This window comes from Vibrio rarus, assembly GCF_024347075.1.
In the GTDB taxonomy this organism is placed as follows: domain Bacteria; phylum Pseudomonadota; class Gammaproteobacteria; order Enterobacterales; family Vibrionaceae; genus Vibrio; species Vibrio rarus.
Genome location: NZ_AP024900.1, coordinates 2,778,077 through 2,798,486 on the forward strand (window position 1 = coordinate 2,778,077; position 20,410 = coordinate 2,798,486).

The 20,410-nt window shown below is 44.7% G+C and carries 17 protein-coding genes, 4 tRNA genes, 3 rRNA genes and 1 riboswitch; of the genes, 3 read left to right on the plus strand and 21 right to left on the minus strand.

Translation table 11 applies throughout. The annotated features are described in order from the left end of the window. Positions 1-11: 11 nt before the first annotated feature. The 14 genes from thiH to OCU56_RS12755 all read right to left on the minus strand — a co-directional run bounded on the left by thiH (position 12) and on the right by OCU56_RS12755 (position 12,584). Positions 12-1,124 (minus strand): 2-iminoacetate synthase ThiH, encoded by a 1,113-nt coding sequence (gene thiH / locus OCU56_RS12690; protein WP_261873523.1) that lies wholly within the window; start codon positions 1,122-1,124, stop codon positions 12-14. Continuing rightward, a complete protein-coding gene (locus tag OCU56_RS12695) occupies positions 1,121-1,903 on the minus strand; it encodes a thiazole synthase (RefSeq protein WP_261873524.1) in 783 nt (260 codons plus the stop codon). The genes thiH and OCU56_RS12695 overlap by 4 nt, the downstream gene beginning before the upstream one ends. A gap of 2 nt (positions 1,904-1,905) precedes the next feature. After that, positions 1,906-2,115: a sulfur carrier protein ThiS gene (gene thiS, locus OCU56_RS12700; RefSeq protein ID WP_261873525.1), complete on the minus strand. Its 210-nt coding sequence runs from the start codon at positions 2,113-2,115 to the stop codon at positions 1,906-1,908. Continuing rightward, on the minus strand, positions 2,112-2,870 hold the full coding sequence (locus tag OCU56_RS12705; RefSeq protein ID WP_261873526.1) for a HesA/MoeB/ThiF family protein: 759 nt from the start codon (positions 2,868-2,870) through the stop codon (positions 2,112-2,114). The genes thiS and OCU56_RS12705 overlap by 4 nt, the downstream gene beginning before the upstream one ends. Then, on the minus strand, positions 2,857-4,026 hold the full coding sequence (gene thiE, locus OCU56_RS12710; RefSeq protein WP_261873527.1) for a thiamine phosphate synthase: 1,170 nt from the start codon (positions 4,024-4,026) through the stop codon (positions 2,857-2,859). Before thiE ends, OCU56_RS12705 begins: the two co-directional genes overlap by 14 nt. A gap of 81 nt (positions 4,027-4,107) precedes the next feature. Then, positions 4,108-4,221, minus strand: a riboswitch (TPP riboswitch). A 40-nt stretch (positions 4,222-4,261) separates the two neighbouring features. Then, entirely contained in the window at positions 4,262-4,645 is a 384-nt protein-coding gene (crcB, locus tag OCU56_RS12715) for a fluoride efflux transporter CrcB (RefSeq protein WP_261873528.1), read from the minus strand. A gap of 622 nt (positions 4,646-5,267) precedes the next feature. Next, positions 5,268-6,303 (minus strand): IS630 family transposase gene (locus OCU56_RS12720; RefSeq protein WP_261873529.1). Its coding sequence is split into 2 segments (ribosomal slippage): positions 5,268-5,843 and positions 5,845-6,303, totalling 1,035 coding nucleotides; the frame shifts between segments, so codons are not numbered across the junction. Positions 6,304-6,848: 545 nt separating this feature from the next. Continuing rightward, positions 6,849-6,939 (minus strand) — tRNA-Ser (locus tag OCU56_RS12725). 81 nt (positions 6,940-7,020) lie between these two features. Further along, a 5S ribosomal RNA gene (gene rrf, locus OCU56_RS12730) occupies positions 7,021-7,136 on the minus strand. 230 nt (positions 7,137-7,366) lie between these two features. Beyond that, a 23S ribosomal RNA gene (locus OCU56_RS12735) occupies positions 7,367-10,256 on the minus strand. A gap of 373 nt (positions 10,257-10,629) precedes the next feature. Beyond that, a tRNA-Val gene (locus tag OCU56_RS12740) sits at positions 10,630-10,705 on the minus strand. 44 nt (positions 10,706-10,749) lie between these two features. Next, positions 10,750-10,825, minus strand: a tRNA-Lys gene (locus OCU56_RS12745). A gap of 2 nt (positions 10,826-10,827) precedes the next feature. Then, a tRNA-Glu gene (locus OCU56_RS12750) sits at positions 10,828-10,903 on the minus strand. A gap of 126 nt (positions 10,904-11,029) precedes the next feature. Further along, a 16S ribosomal RNA gene (locus tag OCU56_RS12755) occupies positions 11,030-12,584 on the minus strand. The 16S, 23S and 5S rRNA genes sit together here with 4 tRNA genes alongside, the layout of an rRNA operon. 586 nt (positions 12,585-13,170) lie before the next feature. On the opposite strand from OCU56_RS12755, the gene OCU56_RS12760 reads away from it, so the two are divergent. Beyond that, positions 13,171-13,719, plus strand: coding sequence for a gamma carbonic anhydrase family protein (locus OCU56_RS12760; RefSeq protein ID WP_261873530.1), 549 nt, complete (start codon positions 13,171-13,173; stop codon positions 13,717-13,719). Here the strand turns inward: OCU56_RS12760 and OCU56_RS12765 are convergent. From OCU56_RS12765 to OCU56_RS12780, 4 genes are all read right to left on the minus strand, one after another. Next, complete coding sequence (locus OCU56_RS12765) at positions 13,712-13,975, minus strand: DUF1488 family protein (RefSeq protein ID WP_261873531.1); 264 nt, start codon at positions 13,973-13,975, stop codon at positions 13,712-13,714. The two genes, OCU56_RS12760 and OCU56_RS12765, sit on opposite strands and share 8 nt — an antisense overlap. Next, positions 13,975-14,808: a shikimate dehydrogenase gene (aroE, locus tag OCU56_RS12770; protein ID WP_261873532.1), complete on the minus strand. Its 834-nt coding sequence runs from the start codon at positions 14,806-14,808 to the stop codon at positions 13,975-13,977. Before aroE ends, OCU56_RS12765 begins: the two co-directional genes overlap by 1 nt. A 63-nt stretch (positions 14,809-14,871) precedes the next feature. Next, positions 14,872-15,777 (minus strand): oxygen-dependent coproporphyrinogen oxidase, encoded by a 906-nt coding sequence (hemF, locus tag OCU56_RS12775; RefSeq protein ID WP_261873533.1) that lies wholly within the window; start codon positions 15,775-15,777, stop codon positions 14,872-14,874. 3 nt (positions 15,778-15,780) lie between these two features. Continuing rightward, the gene (locus OCU56_RS12780; protein WP_261874821.1) at positions 15,781-16,338 is read right to left on the minus strand and encodes an L-threonylcarbamoyladenylate synthase; all 558 of its coding nucleotides are present in this window, start codon (positions 16,336-16,338) and stop codon (positions 15,781-15,783) included. Positions 16,339-16,522: 184 nt separating this feature from the next. Here OCU56_RS12780 and purE point away from each other — a divergent pair, with 184 nt between their 5' ends. After that, positions 16,523-17,008, plus strand: coding sequence for a 5-(carboxyamino)imidazole ribonucleotide mutase (gene purE, locus OCU56_RS12785; RefSeq protein ID WP_261873534.1), 486 nt, complete (start codon positions 16,523-16,525; stop codon positions 17,006-17,008). A gap of 4 nt (positions 17,009-17,012) precedes the next feature. Beyond that, on the plus strand, positions 17,013-18,125 hold the full coding sequence (locus OCU56_RS12790) for a 5-(carboxyamino)imidazole ribonucleotide synthase (RefSeq protein WP_261873535.1): 1,113 nt from the start codon (positions 17,013-17,015) through the stop codon (positions 18,123-18,125). A gap of 41 nt (positions 18,126-18,166) precedes the next feature. Here OCU56_RS12790 and OCU56_RS12795 read toward each other — a convergent pair whose 3' ends face one another. Genes OCU56_RS12795 through dprA form a run of 3 tightly spaced genes read right to left on the minus strand, consistent with a single transcriptional unit; the run spans position 18,167 to position 20,330 of the window. After that, on the minus strand, positions 18,167-18,718 hold the full coding sequence (locus OCU56_RS12795) for a DNA topoisomerase family protein (protein ID WP_261873536.1): 552 nt from the start codon (positions 18,716-18,718) through the stop codon (positions 18,167-18,169). Positions 18,719-18,726: 8 nt separating this feature from the next. Continuing rightward, on the minus strand, positions 18,727-19,200 hold the full coding sequence (locus OCU56_RS12800; RefSeq protein WP_261873537.1) for a DUF494 family protein: 474 nt from the start codon (positions 19,198-19,200) through the stop codon (positions 18,727-18,729). Between the two features lie 2 nt (positions 19,201-19,202). Further along, a complete protein-coding gene (gene dprA / locus OCU56_RS12805; RefSeq protein WP_261873538.1) occupies positions 19,203-20,330 on the minus strand; it encodes a DNA-processing protein DprA in 1,128 nt (375 codons plus the stop codon). Positions 20,331-20,410: the final 80 nt, after the last annotated feature.

The window sequence follows — 20,410 nt, forward strand, 5'->3', positions numbered from 1 at the left end:
CACGTGAAACACTAACCTGAGTATATGGAAGTCCAATCGCGCCATACCGGTTCTAACCCACGCTGACGAATTGCCGCTTCTACCTCTAAAGCGGAACGCTCATCGGAGATTTCAAACTGTTCAAGTTCTTCTACTTCATTTGCGTAACCACCTGGTTGGGTCTTAGAGGCAGCGGATACGGTAGTGATCCCCAAAGGTAAAATGTTATCTCGGAATGAGGCTGATTCTCTAGTGGATAATGAAATATCCACATGTTGATTGAATAAGCGATACGCGCAAATTAATTGCACCATTTGTTTATCATTAAGCACTGACTTAGGCTGAACCCCACCCTCACAAGGTCTAAGCCTTGGTAAAGAAATACTATAGCGAGACTTCCAATACGTTCTCTCTAAGTAATCCAAATGGGTCGCCACAAAGAAGCTATCCACACGCCAATTATCCAAACCAATAAGCGCGCCAATGCCAATCTTATCTACCCCAGCTCTCGCTAAACGATCGGGGGTATCAAGGCGATAATAGAAGTCTTTTTTCGATCCTTTTAAATGATGCTCAGCGTATGTGGATGGGTTATAAGTCTCTTGATAAACCATGACCGCATCCATGCCTAAGGTTTTCAGTTCCACGTATTGCTGCTCTTCTAAAGGCTGAACTTCCATCGCTAAATAATTAAACTGCTTCTTAATTTGTGGCAGAACTTGTCGAAAATAGTCCATACCCACTTTTCTTTGATGCTCCCCCGTTACCAGCAGTACGCTATCAAACTTCATGGCTTTGAGTGCATTAATCTCTAAATCAATTTCATCAGCATTTAATATCTTGCGCTTAATACGATTGTTCATGGAAAAACCACAATAAGTGCAGTCATTAGCACACAGGTTAGAGAGATACAAAGGTACATATAATCCAACAGTGGCACCAAATCGTTGTCTAGTTTTCTGATAAGACAGTTGCGCCATCGTTTCTAAATAGGCTTCAGCGGCCGGAGAAATTAAAGCTTTAAAGTCTTCAAGATCTAAATGGGTTTTACCTAATGCTCGCTCTACGTCCATGGCCGTCTTAGACATAATAGATAAGTAACTATCACTCCAATCAGTAGATTTGAATACATCGACAAAACTCATAACTTAGCCTCATAGTTTGAGTCTAAAAATGCGGTCATTGGGCTAGAAGCTATCGCCTTAGTTTGCTGTGCACCTAGGCCAGATTTGTAAGCCATTCTGCCCGCCTCTACCGCCAATTTAAACGCACGACCAACTGCAATAGGATCCCCTGCTGTGGCCATAGCGGTATTGACCAATACAGCATCAGCACCCATTTCCATAGCTAAAGCCGCATGGGAAGGCGCCCCAATACCCGCATCCACAATGACAGGTACATTTGCTTGCTCAATAATAATCTGCAAAAAATCTAACGACACTAAACCTTTATTAGTACCAATAGGAGCACCTAACGGCATGACGGCAGCACAACCTACTTCCTCTAAACGCTTACACAAAACGGGATCGGCATGACAATATGGAAGCACAATAAATCCATCTTTCACCAGTTGTTCGGCGGCCTTTAACGTCTCGATAGGATCGGGCATTAAATATTTCGGATCCGGGTGTATCTCAAGTTTCAGCCAATTTGTATTCAAGGCCTCCCTTGCTAAATGAGCGGCAAAAATTGCATCTTGCGCTGTTTTAGCTCCCGAAGTATTAGGTAACAAATTTACACCTAACTCATTTAAAGAGCTTAAGATATCGTCTTGCTTATCAAATACATCCACGCGCTTAAGCGCCATAGTCACCAATTCAGACTCTGACGCTGCAATCGACGAGGCCATCAGTTGGTTATTGGCATACTTACCCGTCCCCGTGAACAATCTTGAATTAAATGTTTTATCTGCAATTTTCAACATAATTAGCCTCCTGCTATAGCGCGAAATACAGAAAGGGTGTCACCTTTTTGCATTTGAATAGTGTTCCACTTTGATTTTGCAATCACTTTATTATTTAGTGCAATGGCACATCCCTGTGAGGGTAAACCCTGACTTTCTAATACATCGACTATGGAGCTACTGGCTTTCACCATGGCCTGTTTGTCGTTAATGATTACTGATATATCCGTCATGATTTACTTCCCTTTTTGCAAATATTGCACGCATCATCTTTGGCAATATCAAACTTATGTTGTGTTAATGTGCGCCCATCAAAAACCATTAATTGACCCGCTTGAATCATTTCTGGTTTCACCAATGCCTGTATGGCATACATGGATTGGAGGCTAGCGATCATATTGACATTCGGCCCCATTACTCCAGATTCACTGCATTTACCCCCTTCACTGTCCTCTGTAAAAGGGTATAAGCAATGGTAGCAAGGACCATTATCTTGGTAGTCGAAATACACCAATTGCCCATCCCAGCCAATTGCTGCTCCAGACACTAGTGGGGTTTTCTTTGCTAGACAGGCTTTATTGATCTGCTGGCGAGTGGCAAAGTTATCAGTACAGTCAACCACTAAGTCGGCCATGCTTGCCTCAAGCATTAAGCTATCGAATTTCATTCGGCGATTAACACTGCGCACACTCACCATAGAATTTAACTGGCGAACGTGTTTAGCTAGAGCTTCACTTTTGGGCTGCCCAAGATCGCTCTCTCGATAACTAAGCTGACGATGTAGGTTACTTTCCTCTAATACGTCATCATCGCACAGCACCAGTTTGCCCACCCCAGCACCGGCAAGTTGCATGGCCACAGCACAACCCAGGCCACCACAACCAATGATTAATACACTGGATTCTATTAAGGACTTTTGCCCCACCTCTGCAATTTCTGGCAGCATTATTTGTCGCTGATAACGAATAAACTCTTTATCGGTTAACATCAATAGCCTCATGCTTTTCGGCATTGAACAAGTTTTGAAACTGCTGCACTACCTCGGCCTTATTTGTGGCTAACGTCACCGCCCTAACCACTGCAACGCTCGTTACTCCAGTTTTTATTACCTGTGGAGCACGAGACATATCTATCCCACCAATGGCCACGCTAGGTAATGTAAACCCTCGCTGCTTGCCTATGGATGCAATTAACTTTTGATACAAGTTAAGCTTGATAAGACCCTGAGGAGAAGACGGCATATCTTTAGTAGTGGTGGGGAATATATGCCCAAGAGCTAAATAAGATGGCTTGTATTGCAGAGCATTAATGATCTCGAAATAGCCATGAGTTGATATACCTAAGCCAATATCACTACTCAATAAACTGCTATCTTCAATTGCGGCAAGATCTTCTTGACCAAGGTGAATGCATGATGCTTGATGTTCAATAGCCAGTTGCCAATAGTCATTAATAACTATATCCACCGCATATTGACGACCAAGCTCTATGGCACGTTTTACATCCTCTGCCACTTCAGAAGGAGATTTATCTTTTACCCTCAATTGCAGAATTTTAACCCCGCTAGTGATCAACTCTTCAACCAACTCAACCGTATCAACTACAGGGTATAAGCCAAAACACTGCGATGGTTTTCGTTCTATAACTTGAACTTGCTTATTGGATAATCGCGGAAAATAATTGATTTGGCTCGGCCACGTTTCACATGAAACATGTAAAGCACTTCGGGATAACAGCGCCGAGTCTTCAATAGTGAAGCCCAAAGAGATAGATGTAAGTAGCCAAGCCATATACGATTCATCCGACTGATTGTAATCAGAAGCCCTGTAATGCCACTCAAAAATGCGGCCATCAGAAAGCTGAACTACGTCCTTACCTTGTGATGATGAGAGGGTTATAGAGGCAAACAGGGCATTATCGTTATTGCTAATATCTATTTGAATATGACTGTGACCGTCTTGCTTTATTGAAAAGTAAAACCGCTGTTGCTGCATAGCCACTGAGAATTTGTCACTTTCGACAACCTCAGGAGTCACACCCGAAAAGCCTGCGAACTGCGCTTTTTCTCTAACACTTTTCATCGCACATGGAAAAGCTTGAATGGCAGTTGGGAATTGAATAAAACTATTGTGTGGGGATTCCATCGCCCTATCCTTCTGTAAAAAACACAGCTTGCCGGATAGATTGATGGTAGCGGTACTGAAAAAGACGATTCACTACCAAATAGGATTGACCACCTTGTTTCCTTCGCAGGTATTATCCTGTATCAGGTTCCACGGATTCCGTATTCACGGTCTCAGCATCTTGTGATAAACACTTCAGCACTCCGACAAGCAGGCCTATTATATAGAAACTACAAAAAGAACAAAGTAAACAAGCTTAATTTTTGAATACTAAATGAAAACCTATCATTGCAGCAGAAATACTGAAAATAACGTTGAGCATAATATTCAAGCCTGCTTTCCAATAATCACCTTGTTGGAACATCAGAACATTATCCATAGAGAAGGTAGAAAACGTCGTTAGGGCACCTAAAAAACCTAAGCCAATAATTTGGCGCCATGGGTCAACCGCAATAGCCTCATTTTCAAACAAAGCGATCAGTGTTCCCATAATGAATGAACCAGCAATATTGACGGTTAAAGTACCATATGGAAATCCCCTACCTAAAAGAATTATGCAAAGCTCTGATATTAAATAACGTGAGCAGGCACCAAAAGCGCCACCTATTGCAATAAAACCCAACGTTGCTAGCTGTCCCATTCCTATCTATCTCCTCAGAAAGTAGTTCACATTTAAAAAGTTACACCTGTCACTTATTGGTGATTATATGTGATGTTGATCAATAGCATAGCAAACATATGCATCCGATATAGTGCAAAAGTTTAGATTGCAGAAAATAGCAACAGTTTGCGGATAGGTAGAAAAATAGTGCATGGATGATAATTTGCGTAACCATCTTGTTGGCTAGAGTGCGGATTTACTTCGGCGATAACGTCGATAAAACTGGCGTTGACAATTGGGTTTGAAGTGCTGACTTTAGTAACTAAATCTCGACTACAGCCTACCCTACTAGCGATAGAATCTGCACATCAGAATTACCAAAAAGCCCGTCATATTAACGGAACCCACTGACTAGTGATCACTGTTCTTTAAAACTGAAAGCTATATTGATCAAAGAACCTAGTGCGCCCCTCTTTTGCCCCCTACAGCAAGACTATTAAGCTTGATATTTCATACCAAGCGCAATCATGGATATTCCGACACTTACTGGATTAATTACAGATGTAGACACTTTTTAAAGTGCATATTTCGGAGCATTCCGATCAGTCATTTCCCCGCTGATCGCAATCACCGAAATACGCATTTATACCATTCTGCTTAATTAGTTGGTCAGATTAATCCACTGTCTTGTGCACATGTTTGTAACTCGTTCTGGTAGGGCTAAGAAGTCATTCCATGCCTTACTTACGCAATCTACGATGTCATTGAAACCAGTAAATGTTTTATTCGCCAAGTGATGCTGCCTCATCCAACTCCACACTTGCTCTATAGGGTTCAACTCTGGTGCATATGGTGGAATTTTGAGAATCGAAACATTCTCTAAATTGTCTGCTAACTCTTCCGTGTGCCACCCTGCACCATCCATAACCACTAACGCGTGCCTGCCAGATAACGTTGCTTTCGAGACTTGCTCTAGATGCAATTGCATGACTTCTTTATTGGCACACGGAACAACGAGAGCTTCACCAATCCCTCGACTAGGGCATACGGAACCAAATAGGTAACTGTATTCAAATTGTTTTTGCTGGATGGCTTCTGGCCTTGTTCCTTTCGTCGCCCATAATTTGGTCGTTGTGTTCTGTTGACCAAATCGAGCTTCGTCTTGAAACCAAACATCGACAGTATTCAAAGCAACATGGCCGGGGATCTTAAAGATCGTTTCGATTTGGAATTTTTTTAAAATCTTCTTGGGTTTGCTTGGATTGCTTAGGATGCTTTGAGCGTGAGGTTATCCATGAAAAGCCGAGCTTTTTCAGTAGTACATAGACGGAATCAAGGTGATACGTTTTGCCAAAATGATCTTCGATATAACTACGGACATCCATGCCAGTCAGGCGACCACCTGATGGTTTGACGGAATTTTCATTAATAAATATGGATAACTGCTGCTTTTGCGCAGATGAAAGATAAGAACGTCGACCTGTTCTAGGTTTATCTTTTAGACCTTCAAATCCTTGCTCAAGAAAAGTGGCGACCCACTTATTAACACTTGTTCGGCTCACTTTAAGAAACTTGGCAGTTTGTGTTCGTGAGTGACCATCTTGTATGTGAGAAAGTGCAAGTAAACGCATCTTCATTTGATTCGACTTTTGTTTACGGGCAAGTGATTTAAAGTCAGTATTTCTTAAGTCATTCATATCGGTTAAGTGAGCTATATTCGAATGATATAATTAGATCATATTTTTAGGCAGAATGGTATTAAAGCTAGGATACGAAAAAGGATTGAGGCATCGACTCTTTAACTGTTTGTATTTACCTTACTCAGGCGCAACGTCATAGCAAGGAGCAGTAGTGAGATATGTGCTATATCGACTTTTTGTTTAAAGTCGCTGAGATCATCTTCTAGGCGCTATCAAACGTGTCTTTGGTACATGTTGCCATCATTTTTACCGCAGAGTAAATCACTGATCAGTCTAGCTTGTTAAAACACTTGATAGCCGCATTGAAGTTCACGATTGTAGAATAAAATATTCGCCTTATTATCGTGTATTTTTCTTATGCTCCGCTTTGTGAGCAAACTAAAGAAAAAACTAAGCGAATGAAATATTTTGGGGTACCGATTCAAGTGTACAACAGCGAATTGAGATATTTATAAAGATACAATTGACTCACCTCATTGGATTTGAAGTGATTTATTAGTTTATAAACAAAAAAAGCCCCTGATAAATCAGGGGCTTAAATGTGGCGGAGAGATAGGGATTTGAACCCTAGAACCGCTATTAACGGTTGCCGGTTTTCAAGACCGGTGCTTTCGACCACTCAGCCATCTCTCCACAAATTGTTACTAGTTAAGGTCTTACGATTGCCTTATCCAGTTTTTGTCTTTAGATATAAAATCTAAAAACTTAATTAAAGCCTGGCGATGTCCTACTCTCACATGGGGAAGCCCCACACTACCATCGGCGCTATTGTGTTTCACTTCTGAGTTCGGCATGGAATCAGGTGGGTCCACAACGCTATGGTCGCCAAGCAAATCTGTTATATCCGCTTGCTCTAATGCATAATTTCGGCGTTACCTTGCTCGTTTGTTCAGTCATTTACATCAGTAAATTCCTTCTCAAGCCTCACAAGCTGCCTTGAACTTAAGCATTAGCGCTACGCTAAGCAGATATTTAAAATTCGGAAAACTGTTATTTAAAAGTTCGTATACACATTCAATCTGTTCTTTCTTTGAGTCCATCAAAACCCCTTGGGTGTTGTATGGTTAAGCCTCACGGGCAATTAGTACAGGTTAGCTCAATGCCTCGCAGCACTTACACACCCTGCCTATCAACGTTCTAGTCTCGAACAACCCTTTAGGACACTTAAAGTGCCAGGGAAGACTCATCTCAGGGCTCGCTTCGCGCTTAGATGCTTTCAGCGCTTATCGATTCCGAACTTAGCTACCGGGCAATGCCATTGGCATGACAACCCGAACACCAGAGGTTCGTCCACTCCGGTCCTCTCGTACTAGGAGCAGCCCCCTTCAATCTTCCAACGCCCACGGCAGATAGGGACCGAACTGTCTCACGACGTTCTAAACCCAGCTCGCGTACCACTTTAAATGGCGAACAGCCATACCCTTGGGACCGACTTCAGCCCCAGGATGTGATGAGCCGACATCGAGGTGCCAAACACCGCCGTCGATATGAACTCTTGGGCGGTATCAGCCTGTTATCCCCGGAGTACCTTTTATCCGTTGAGCGATGGCCCTTCCATTCAGAACCACCGGATCACTATGACCTGCTTTCGCACCTGCTCGAATTGTCATTCTCGCAGTCAAGCGGGCTTATGCCATTGCACTAACCACACGATGTCCAACCGTGTTTAGCCCACCTTCGTGCTCCTCCGTTACTCTTTGGGAGGAGACCGCCCCAGTCAAACTACCCACCAGGCACTGTCCTCAACCCCGATTAGGGGTCTAAGTTAGAACATCAACACTACAAGGGTGGTATTTCAAGATTGCCTCCACCCCATCTAGCGACGAGGTTTCAAAGGCTCCCACCTATCCTACACATGTAGGGTCAATGTTCAGTGCCAAGCTGTAGTAAAGGTTCACGGGGTCTTTCCGTCTAGCCGCGGGTACACTGCATCTTCACAGCGATTTCAATTTCACTGAGTCTCGGGTGGAGACAGCGTGGCCATCATTACGCCATTCGTGCAGGTCGGAACTTACCCGACAAGGAATTTCGCTACCTTAGGACCGTTATAGTTACGGCCGCCGTTTACCGGGGCTTCGATCAAGAGCTTCGACCTAAGTCTAACCCCATCAATTAACCTTCCGGCACCGGGCAGGCGTCACACCGTATACGTCATCTTACGATTTTGCACAGTGCTGTGTTTTTAATAAACAGTTGCAGCCACCTGGTATCTGCGACTCCTAGTAGCTCCATCCGCAAGGGACTTCACCGCCAAGAGCGTACCTTCTCCCGAAGTTACGGTACCATTTTGCCTAGTTCCTTCACCCGAGTTCTCTCAAGCGCCTTGGTATTCTCTACCCGACCACCTGTGTCGGTTTGGAGTACGATTCCTTATAATCTGAAGCTTAGAGGCTTTTCCTGGAAGTATGGCATCAATGACTTCATCGCACGTAGCGACTCGACATCGTATCTCAGCGTTAACAGTGGTCCGGATTTACCTAAACCACCCGCCTACTTACTTGAACCTGGACAACCATCGCCAGGCCCACCTAGCCTTCTCCGTCCCCCCATCGCAATTATAAGAAGTACGGGAATATTAACCCGTTTCCCATCGACTACGCCTTTCGGCCTCGCCTTAGGGGTCGACTTACCCTGCCCCGATTAACGTTGGACAGGAACCCTTGGTCTTCCGGCGAGGGAGTTTTTCACTCCCTTTATCGTTACTCATGTCAGCATTCGCACTTCTGATACGTCCAGCAGCCCTTACAGACCACCTTCAACCGCTTACAGAACGCTCCCCTACCCCGCATACAAAGTATGCAGCCGCAGCTTCGGTGTATAGCTTAGCCCCGTTACATCTTCCGCGCAGGCCGACTCGACCAGTGAGCTATTACGCTTTCTTTAAATGATGGCTGCTTCTAAGCCAACATCCTGGCTGTCTAAGCCTTCCCACATCGTTTCCCACTTAGCTATACTTTGGGACCTTAGCTGGCGGTCTGGGTTGTTTCCCTCTCCACGACGGACGTTAGCACCCGCCGTGTGTCTCCCGGATAGTACTCAATGGTATTCGGAGTTTGCAAAGGGTTGGTAAGTCGGGATGACCCCCTAGCCTTAACAGTGCTCTACCCCCATTGGTATTCGTCCGAGGCGCTACCTAAATAGCTTTCGGGGAGAACCAGCTATCTCCAGGTTTGATTGGCCTTTCACCCCTAGCCACAAGTCATCCGCTAATTTTTCAACATTAGTCGGTTCGGTCCTCCAGTTGATGTTACTCAACCTTCAACCTGCCCATGGCTAGATCACCTGGTTTCGGGTCTAATCCTAGCAACTCGACGCCCAGTTAAGACTCGGTTTCCCTACGGCTCCCCTATTCGGTTAACCTTGCTACTAAAATTAAGTCGCTGACCCATTATACAAAAGGTACGCAGTCACGCTTCGAGGCGCTCCTACTGCTTGTACGTACACGGTTTCAGGTTCTATTTCACTCCCCTCACAGGGGTTCTTTTCGCCTTTCCCTCACGGTACTGGTTCACTATCGGTCAGTCAGTAGTATTTAGCCTTGGAGGATGGTCCCCCCATGTTCAAACAGGATATCACGTGTCCCGCCTTACTCGATTTCACTTAAAACAATGTGTCGGCTACGGGGCTATCACCCTTTATTGCGAGACTTTCCAGACTCTTCACCTGCATCATTAAAAGCTTAAGGGCTAATCCAATTTCGCTCGCCGCTACTTTCGGAATCTCGGTTGATTTCTCTTCCTCCGGGTACTTAGATGTTTCAGTTCCCCGGGTTTGCCTCATTAACCTATGTATTCAGTTAATGATACCTGCTTATGCAGGTGGGTTTCCCCATTCAGAAATCCCAGACTCAAATGGTTATTACTACCTAATCTGGGCTTATCGCAAGTTATTACGTCTTTCATCGCCTCTGACTGCCAAGGCATCCACCGTGTACGCTTAGTCACTTAACCATACAACCCCAAAGGGTCTTGCTATCGCAATACGCTTGCTACGGCGTAGTATGACGTTTCCAAGGTGCGTTATCTCTTTATTATGAGCGAGATAACATTCGATTTTGCCGGACTCAAATTACACACCTACTTAAAGTAGATGTCCTTTTTTGTTCTACTTTTTTAAAAAAAGTGGAAATAAAAAGGCAAGAACACTTGAATGTGTGTTGGTACCTAACAATAAATTGTTAGGATTTGAGAACTTTTAAATTTGAATATTGTTAATCAAACAATATTCGTCAGCTTTCCAAATTGTTAAAGAGCGAGATTCAAACAAATGAACCATTTTTAAACACACTTTCCTCTCTATTTCCTAAAGAAGTGTACTTAAAGATGGTGGGCGATACTGGGCTCGAACCAGTGACCCCCTCCTTGTAAGGGAGGTGCTCTCCCAACTGAGCTAATCGCCCACATTGTTTTGCTGTTATTCACAGCTTCCTCTGTGGGGAGGAAATGGTGGGTCGTGCAGGATTCGAACCTGCGACCAATTGATTAAAAGTCAACTGCTCTACCAGCTGAGCTAACGACCCAATGGTATCCCGTAGGGGAGTCGAACCCCTGTTACCGCCGTGAAAGGGCGGTGTCCTAGGCCTCTAGACGAACGGGACACTAGATTTACTTTCACTTTAAAAGTGAAAACAAACTGTTGAAATGTCTTGGGAGACATTTCTAAATCTCTCTACTTTCTAAACCATATCAATCTGTGTGGACACTCATCGTGAGTAATCATCGTATAAGGAGGTGATCCAGCCCCAGGTTCCCCTAGGGCTACCTTGTTACGACTTCACCCCAGTCATGAACCACAAAGTGGTGAGCGTCCTCCCCGAAAGGTTAAACTACCCACTTCTTTTGCAGCCCACTCCCATGGTGTGACGGGCGGTGTGTACAAGGCCCGGGAACGTATTCACCGTGACATTCTGATTCACGATTACTAGCGATTCCGACTTCATGGAGTCGAGTTGCAGACTCCAATCCGGACTACGACGCACTTTTTGGGATTCGCTCACCATCGCTGGTTGGCCGCCCTCTGTATGCGCCATTGTAGCACGTGTGTAGCCCTACTCGTAAGGGCCATGATGACTTGACGTCGTCCCCACCTTCCTCCGGTTTATCACCGGCAGTCTCCCTGGAGTTCCCACCATTACGTGCTGGCAAACAAGGATAAGGGTTGCGCTCGTTGCGGGACTTAACCCAACATTTCACAACACGAGCTGACGACAGCCATGCAGCACCTGTCTCAGAGTTCCCGAAGGCACCAATTCATCTCTGAAAAGTTCTCTGGATGTCAAGAGTAGGTAAGGTTCTTCGCGTTGCATCGAATTAAACCACATGCTCCACCGCTTGTGCGGGCCCCCGTCAATTCATTTGAGTTTTAATCTTGCGACCGTACTCCCCAGGCGGTCTACTTAACGCGTTAGCTCCGAAAGCCACGGCTCAAGGCCACAACCTCCAAGTAGACATCGTTTACGGCGTGGACTACCAGGGTATCTAATCCTGTTTGCTCCCCACGCTTTCGCATCTGAGTGTCAGTATCTGTCCAGGGGGCCGCCTTCGCCACTGGTATTCCTTCAGATCTCTACGCATTTCACCGCTACACCTGAAATTCTACCCCCCTCTACAGTACTCTAGCCTGCCAGTTTCAAATGCGGTTCCGAGGTTGAGCCCCGGGCTTTCACATCTGACTTAACAAACCACCTGCATGCGCTTTACGCCCAGTAATTCCGATTAACGCTCGCACCCTCCGTATTACCGCGGCTGCTGGCACGGAGTTAGCCGGTGCTTCTTCTGTCGCTAACGTCAAACACATAAGCTATTAACTTATATGCCTTCCTCACGACTGAAAGTACTTTACAACCCGAAGGCCTTCTTCATACACGCGGCATGGCTGCATCAGGCTTGCGCCCATTGTGCAATATTCCCCACTGCTGCCTCCCGTAGGAGTCTGGACCGTGTCTCAGTTCCAGTGTGGCTGATCATCCTCTCAGACCAGCTAGGGATCGTCGCCTTGGTGAGCCATTACCTCACCAACTAGCTAATCCCACCTGGGCATATCCTGAAGCGAGAGGCCCGAAGGTCCCCCTCTTTGGTCCGTAGACGTCATGCGGTATTAGCTATCGTTTCCAATAGTTATCCCCCACATCAGGGCAATTTCCCAGGCATTACTCACCCGTCCGCCGCTCGACGCCCAACAAATCACCCGAAGGGTCAATGTTGTCGTTTCCGCTCGACTTGCATGTGTTAGGCCTGCCGCCAGCGTTCAATCTGAGCCATGATCAAACTCTTCAATTAAAGTTTTTGTGTTCCGAAGAACGGCTCAATGAATACTGACTTCAAAACTGTTCCTTACTCGAAAGTAAGAAGTAATTTTAAAGCTATTATCGTTCCAACAGAACGATAATGAATTGACTGTGCTCTTATTGGTTTTCACTTTTAAAAAAGTAAAATAAAACAGCTCAAGGCTGATTTCCAATTTGATTTTGGTCACTCAGTTCATTGATAAATCTTTTCGATTATCATCAACGAGTGCCCACACAGATTGATAGGTTTAAATTGTTAAAGAGCGTACTTTCGAGGCTTACCTCTCAAGTGGACGGCTATTCTAGCGCTTTGAACTTCAGTGTCAAACACTTTTTTGAATTTATTTTCGAAGAGAAGTTAAACTCAAATTGTCCAGCTACTTAGCCTACTGGAACACTGCGAAGCGTTGTCGCTGTTGCCGTGTCAGTGGGGCGCATTATAGAGATACCAGTCACATTGGCAAGCGTTTTTTTATAAGATATTGCTGTTTTCTTATTGTATGTTCATCAATTAGGCAGAAGAGGCTTTTTTTGCTAGTTTGATAACATTATTCATACAGTTTTAATGGAGTTTTACCATGAGTTCTTTACGTAATTTTAAAGGAATATCCCCCACTATAGGCGCTGGGGTCTATATTGACGATTCCGCGGTTATCGTGGGAGATGTACAAATAGGTAAAGATTCGAGCATATGGCCACAAGTTGCTGCTCGAGGCGACGTTAATCATATTCATATTGGCACTCGCACTAATATCCAAGATGGCTCAGTTCTGCATGTGACGCACAAAAATCCTGCCAACCCTAATGGCTACCCTCTTATTATTGGCGATGAGGTTACTGTCGGCCATTTAGTTATGCTGCATGGCTGTATCATTAAAGATAGAGTACTGGTTGGTATGAACAGCACGATCTTAGACGGTGCTGTTATAGAAAGTGATGTGTTTATTGGTGCTGGGAGCTTAGTACCGCCCAACAAAGTACTGCAGAGCGGTTATCTATATGTAGGACGCCCAGTGAAGCAGGTAAGAGCTCTTACTGAGGATGAAATGGCTTTCTTAGCTAAGTCTGCCGATAACTATGTTCAGAATAAAAATGATTATCTAAACGAGGTACATAACCTTAATTAATTTCAATTTGCCCGAGCTGATTGAACGCTTCGGCTTCAATTAGCTCTTCTGCTGTATCTTCTAAGTCAAAACGGTAGTCCGAGAAAACCTTCAAAGCAGTCTCTGCATCTTCTATGTGTACTTGTGCAAGATTCTCTAAATATTGCACAGCGACTAAGCACTCAATCAAACACCCCGATTGCTGCCCAGTAAAGATGACCACTTTATTAATCCCATCCCAACGTTGCTGATCAGTAAAAATAATAGATTGATTCATTATGAACCCTCTAGGTTTTTGCGCAATTCTCGAAGAATTTGTTTTGAGCCAGGGCGAAGGCCTCGCCATAGCATGAAACTTTCGGCTGCCTGTCCCACCAGCATACCTAAACCGTCGTAAGCTTTTGCTACGCCATTCTCTCGCGCCCACTGATTAAATACTGTCACTCCGGCACCATATACCATGTCGTAACTTATAGTACGCGTGGAAAAAATACTCGCCGATATTTTCGGTAACTGTTTAGTGAGTCCCGCAGAGGTCGAGTTAATTACAATATCAAAGCTCTCTGATACTTCATCAATGGCAACGGCATTAATCGAGCCATACGCCTTGAACTGCTCAGCTAGAGCTTGTGCTTTACTAAAAGTTCTATTGGCAATGACCAACTGTTGCGGTTTTTGATCAAGTAATGGTTTCAGTACACCTCGAACCGCACCACCAGCACCAATGATGAGTATGCGTGCATCTTTCAATGGCACTTGATATTGCAATAAGTCTTGTACTAGCCCTTCACCATCGGTGTTATCACCAATAAGCAAACCATCATCCAACTTTTTAAGTGTGTTTACCGCACCGGCCAGTGTGGCCCGCTCGGTGAGTTTGTCGGCCAATTCATAAGCGTCATGTTTAAAGGGGGCGGTAACATTACAGCCTTTACCACCTTGGGCAAAAAAGGTTTTCGCCGCTGCGGTAAATTCTCCTACTTCTGCATGCTGCGTAGAATAAGTGATGCTTTGATTAGTTTGCCTTGCAAACAAGGTGTGAATAAAAGGCGATTTACTTTGACTGATTGGGTTGCCAAACACCACATACTTATCCGTTAACTGTTTCATCTTTCTACCTGACTAAAAACTCTCTTTTAACAACCTATCACCGAAAAGGGATAAGAAAAAGGCTTACCACTCTCTTGGTATTAAGAACTCTTCATAAAGCTTCTCTTCATGAGAATTCGGTTGCACTTGATAGTTGTATTCCCATCTTGCCAAGGGTGGCATAGACATTAAAATGGATTCTGTGCGTCCATTGCTTTGCAAGCCAAACAGGGTGCCACGGTCATACACAAGATTAAACTCAACATAACGACCACGTCGATATAACTGAAACTGGCGTTGCTGATCGTTAAATGGGGTGTTTTTACGTTTATTAATAATCGGGATATACGCCTGAGTAAACCCTTCCCCTACTGCACGTATATAAGCAAAGCTCTTTGCAAAGCCCCATTGATTAAGATCATCAAAAAACAGGCCACCGACACCGCGAGTTTCATTGCGGTGTGGTAAAAAGAAATAATCATCGCACCATTTTTTGTGCTCGGCATACACGCTATCGCCAAAGGGGGCACACAAAGCCTTAGCTGTGTCATGCCAATGCTGGCAGTCATCATTAAAAGGATAAAATGGCGTGAGGTCGAAACCACCCCCAAACCACCAGATAGGGTCACAGCCCTCTTTCTCGGCAATAAAGAAGCGAACGTTGGCATGCGAGGTAGGGACATAAGGGTTATTTGGATGAATAACCAAAGACACTCCCATAGCCTCAAACTTGCGACCCGCTAACTCAGGGCGGTGTGCGGTCGCAGAGCCTGGCATTTTGTCACCAAAAACGTGCGAGAAATTGACGCCACCCTGTTCAATAACAGCACCACCTTTTACTACACGGGTTCGGCCACCGCCCCCCTGCTCTCTAACCCAAGCATCTTCAACGAAGGTAGCTTCGCCATCGACGGCTTCCAGTTCAGCACAGATATCGTCCTGCAATTGTAATAAAAAACGTTTTACCGCCCCTTTATCGACTAATGCCATTACTTACCCTTGTCTTAGTACTTGAAGTGATTTTACATCTTTTATTTGCGAAGGCTTAGTTCTGCCACCTACGCTACCATGAACAATAAACACATCTTCGCTACCCAATTGGTTTTCCACCTCATTGGCATCCAAGCACGGTGGTAGGCCAGATAAATTGGCGCTGGTTGAAGTAATAGGCTTAGAGAACTGAATACAAATTTGCTGAACCAGAGGGTGGTCAGTCACTCTAACGGCAACACTATCAAATGCACCATGCACCAATTGATGCACTTTTTCACTCACCGGCATCACCCAAGTTACAGGGCCAGGCCAACTTTCAAAAACTCTATCCAGTTGCTCTTGAGAAAGATCACTCACGTCAACATAGGGCAATAGTTGCTCAAAGTTAGCCGCAATCAAAATTAGCCCCTTATCGGGATCTCGTTGCTTTAGTGTCATTAGCGCCTGTAATGCTTGTTCGTTATCAGGGTCACACCCGACACCGAACACCGCCTCGGTAGGGTACGCAATGACCCTTCCTTGCTTTAGCGCGTTAATCGCTTGATCGATTTGCATTATATGTTGAACATCCTTTTAACCATTCTCTTCTCACCTAGTTTACAAATTCTATTCCTAGCTGGTAAGCATTTCCTGAAAAACAACAAAACAAACCGACGCAAACGTTTTCCTATTCAAAAAATAACCGTATAATGCGCGCAAAATTAGTATCTAAAGCTCAACTAGTTAAATTAGGAGTCGTAACATGCAAGTCGGTATTATCATGGGTTCTAAGTCAGATTGGCCAACGATGAAGTTAGCCGCTGAGATGCTCGACCAATTCGGTATTAGCTACGAAACTAAAGTAGTTTCTGCTCACCGTACTCCACAACTACTAGCAGATTACGCGTCTAGTGCAAAAGAACGTGGCATTAAAGTAATTATCGCCGGCGCCGGCGGTGCCGCTCACCTTCCAGGTATGTGTGCTGCATTTACTAGCCTACCTGTGCTTGGGGTTCCCGTTCAATCTCGTGCGCTAAAGGGTATGGACTCATTGCTGTCTATCGTGCAAATGCCAAAAGGCATTGCTGTTGCCACTCTCGCTATTGGTGAAGCAGGGGCAGCTAACTCTGGTATCCTAGCTGCACAAATCATCGGTACTCATGTTCCTGAAGTTATGGAAAAAGTTGAAGCTTTCCGTAAACAACAAACAGAGACCGTACTGGCAAATCCGAACCCAGCAGAGGATTAATATCGTGCAAGTTTTAGTTTTAGGTGCAGGGCAACTGGCCCGAATGATGGCTCTAGCAGCCGCTCCACTTAACATCAAAACTCTAGCTTTTGATGTGAACAGTGAATCGATTGTTGAACCTATCACTCAAACACAATTAGGTAGTGGTTTACAAGCGGCTATTGAACAGGCCGATGTCATCACCGCCGAGTTTGAACATGTTCCTCATCCTGTTCTAGATGCATGCCAAGCCAGCGGTAAATTATTACCTAGCGCACAAGCCATTAAAACAGGTGGCGACCGCCGCATAGAAAAAGCGCTTCTGGATGAAGCGGGCGTAGCAAATGCAAAATACTCACTCATTCGCACTCGCCAAGAGTTTGATGCGGCTATTGAGTATGTTGGTATTCCTATGGTGCTAAAAAGCACATTAGGTGGCTACGATGGCAAAGGCCAATGGCGACTAAAAGACGGTCAACAAGCGGATGCTATTTGGGCAGAAATGGAGCCATGCATTGCTGCTTCTGCAACTCAAGCCATTATAGCTGAAGAGTTTGTTGCTTTTGATCGTGAAGTCTCACTAGTGGGTGCGCGCAACCAACAAGGTGAAATTGCCGTTTATCCTTTAGCTGAAAATGTTCATACCAATGGCGTATTAAGTTTATCTACTGCAATTGATGAACCCGAACTGCAAGCCCAAGCGAAGCAAATGTTCACTGCAGTAGCAGAATGTTTAGACTATGTAGGCGTGCTCGCTTTAGAGTTTTTCGATGTGCAAGGGCAATTGATGGTCAATGAAATCGCCCCTCGCGTGCATAACTCTGGACATTGGACACAACAAGGTGCAGAAACCTGTCAGTTTGAAAACCATATGCGTGCTGTATGTGGGCTTCCTCTTGGTAGCACAAACGCACTGCGTCCAACCGCTATGATCAATATTCTGGGAGAAGATACTCTTGCAGAAGAATTACTCAGCATGGATCAGGCGCATATTCATTGGTACGGTAAAGAGAAACGCCCAGGACGTAAGATGGGACATATTAATGTTTGTGGTAATAACCCAGCCGACTTACAACAACAGCTGAAAACCATTGCCCAATGGTTAGAGGCCAGCGCTTTCCCTGCTTTGCATCAATAAGTATTAGATAAAAACATAAAAGGAGGCATTCGCCTCCTTTTTTATTGTTTTGCTTGGCACTTCCTGCTGGCGCACAGCAAGCTATGCTTTTCAGCTGTTTTCTTTTCCATCAGCAAACCAAATCCGCATTCTTTGCATGTGCCTTGCTTAGGCTCGTTATTAATTGAGAATTGACACTTCGGATACTGGTCGCAGGCATAAAACGACTTACCAAAACGCGATTTTCTCTCAATTAAATGCCCTTTATGGCATTCGGGACACTCAAACGATTCCACACTATGATCTTCAGGCTCATCTAAACTACCAATATAGTGGCACTCTGGATAACCCGAACAACCAATAAACATACCGTAACGACCTTGCCTAAGCACAAGCTCATCACCACAGTCGGGGCAAGGAACACCTAACGGCTTAATAATTTGGCCGGATGCTGGGTGTAACGGTTTAATGTAGTCACACTGCGGATAATGGGAACAACCTAAAAAAGCCCCATGTTTACCGTGACGCATTTGCAACGGGTGACCGCAGTTAGGACACGTCTGCTCAAGCGACTGCCCCTCTGAAGAAAAAAGCTGTTTGTTAATTTTATTCATCGCAACACTTAATGCAAAATGCCGTGATCGGTAGAATAAAGTAATTCTTCCATTGTGGTGTAGGCGCTTTCGTTACCCGGTACATTGAACAGCACCATTAGAATGATCCATTTCAGGTCATCTAATTGTAGGTCTAACGTTTCTAGCCCCATCACTCTATCAATGACCATCTCTCTGAGCTCAGCATTTAATACACCGATCTGCTCCAAGAACAAGATAAACCCTCTACAACGGGTATCAATTCTCTGTTGCTCACGAGAAGAATAAATACGGATAGAAGTTGCAGAACTAGTGGCAATGTTTTGGCTCGCGTCTTCATTTTGTAACGCGGCCAAGTCTTCTAGCCAATTTAATGCTTTGTAAATTTCGTTCTGGTGGAAGCCGGCCCGAAGAAGCTCTTGCTCCAATTCATCTTGATTGACGTTCAACTCGCTCTCGCTATGAATATACGTCTCAAATAGATACATAAGAATATCCATCATAGTCAGCTCCCCCTCAATCTAATATAACCACCAACCACTGAAGCTGCTAATCCCTTTAGCTCCAGTTCTAATAACTGCATCATAACCTGATTTACTGGTAAATGGGTCCTTTCTGACAAAAAATCAACGGCTAATGGCCTCTCTCCAAGCAGATCGATTAACTGTAGATTCTCACTCACCTCTTCATCTACTTCTTGGGCATCCTTTGCAACTTGCAAGTGACCTGTTGGGATCTCTTGTTGCATTGTAGAAGACCAGTTAATAAGGCCATTAATTTCCTGCATGATATCTTGCCCATTGCGTACCAGCACCGCCCCATCACGAATCAGCCCATTACACCCCGCCGCATTGGGGTTTAATATGGAACCAGGCACCACATACACATCTCGACCCTGTTCCAGTGCAAAGCGAGCGGTAATTAGCGAACCACTCCTCTCTGCCGCCTCAATGACCAGCACAGCAACGGACAAACCACTAATAATTCTATTTCGTCTTGGAAAGTTATACGCTTTAGGAGGGTAAAAGGGAGGAAACTCAGAAACTAGAGCCCCCTGTTTTTTTATGCGCTGTGCTAATGGTTGGTGTTGTTTCGGGTATAAATAATCAAAACCACTGCCTAGCACCGCCACGGTTTGTCCTTTACTTTCTAAGCAAGCTTGATGCGCGTGCCCATCAATCCCTAGGGCAAGCCCACTGGTTATTGTCATCCCCATCCCTGTTAATTCTGTGGAAAACTGGCGCGTAATATGCAAACCGTCTTGAGTGCTATTCCTGCTCCCCACAATACCTATTTGACGGCTACTCAATACCGAAGGGTTCCCTTGCACAAAAAGCAGTGGTGGATAACAAGGGATCTCTTTTAATCGCGCAGGGTAGTGCTTAGCATCACTGGTCAGTAAATGATTGCCCTGCTTACTCCCCCACTCAAGACACTTGTCTACGTTAGGGTTCGTTGTGGCGGTTAAATGTTTCACTTGAAGATCGCTAAACTTAAGGGATAACAACTCTTTTCTTGGCAGTTCTATCAGGTCTTGCGGCGACATAAACTCAAGGATTTTTTGCAAGCGAACCCCACTTAACCTAGGGGTGGTAATCAAAATTAACCAAGGGGTTATATGCTGTTCTTTCATTGAGTGTCTCACCGATTTAGATTGGTGCTGTTATTTGAAGACCAAAATGACTAAAATTGTCACAAGTAGCTGAGATTCTT

Excerpts from the sequence above, each read along its gene's own strand:
- thiH (WP_261873523.1), bottom strand. The coding sequence starts at position 1,124 with ATGAGTTTTGTCGATGTATTCAAATCTACTGATTGGAGTGATAGTTAC.
- OCU56_RS12695 (WP_261873524.1), bottom strand. The coding sequence starts at position 1,903 with ATGTTGAAAATTGCAGATAAAACATTTAATTCAAGATTGTTCACGGGG.
- thiS (WP_261873525.1), bottom strand. The coding sequence starts at position 2,115 with ATGACGGATATATCAGTAATCATTAACGACAAACAGGCCATGGTGAAA.
- OCU56_RS12705 (WP_261873526.1), bottom strand. The coding sequence starts at position 2,870 with ATGTTAACCGATAAAGAGTTTATTCGTTATCAGCGACAAATAATGCTG.
- thiE (WP_261873527.1), bottom strand. The coding sequence starts at position 4,026 with ATGGAATCCCCACACAATAGTTTTATTCAATTCCCAACTGCCATTCAA.
- crcB (WP_261873528.1), bottom strand. The coding sequence starts at position 4,645 with ATGGGACAGCTAGCAACGTTGGGTTTTATTGCAATAGGTGGCGCTTTT.
- OCU56_RS12760 (WP_261873530.1), top strand. The coding sequence starts at position 13,171 with ATGAGTTCTTTACGTAATTTTAAAGGAATATCCCCCACTATAGGCGCT.
- OCU56_RS12765 (WP_261873531.1), bottom strand. The coding sequence starts at position 13,975 with ATGAATCAATCTATTATTTTTACTGATCAGCAACGTTGGGATGGGATT.
- aroE (WP_261873532.1), bottom strand. The coding sequence starts at position 14,808 with ATGAAACAGTTAACGGATAAGTATGTGGTGTTTGGCAACCCAATCAGT.
- hemF (WP_261873533.1), bottom strand. The coding sequence starts at position 15,777 with ATGGCATTAGTCGATAAAGGGGCGGTAAAACGTTTTTTATTACAATTG.
- purE (WP_261873534.1), top strand. The coding sequence starts at position 16,523 with ATGCAAGTCGGTATTATCATGGGTTCTAAGTCAGATTGGCCAACGATG.
- OCU56_RS12795 (WP_261873536.1), bottom strand. The coding sequence starts at position 18,718 with ATGAATAAAATTAACAAACAGCTTTTTTCTTCAGAGGGGCAGTCGCTT.
- OCU56_RS12800 (WP_261873537.1), bottom strand. The coding sequence starts at position 19,200 with ATGATGGATATTCTTATGTATCTATTTGAGACGTATATTCATAGCGAG.
- dprA (WP_261873538.1), bottom strand. The coding sequence starts at position 20,330 with ATGAAAGAACAGCATATAACCCCTTGGTTAATTTTGATTACCACCCCT.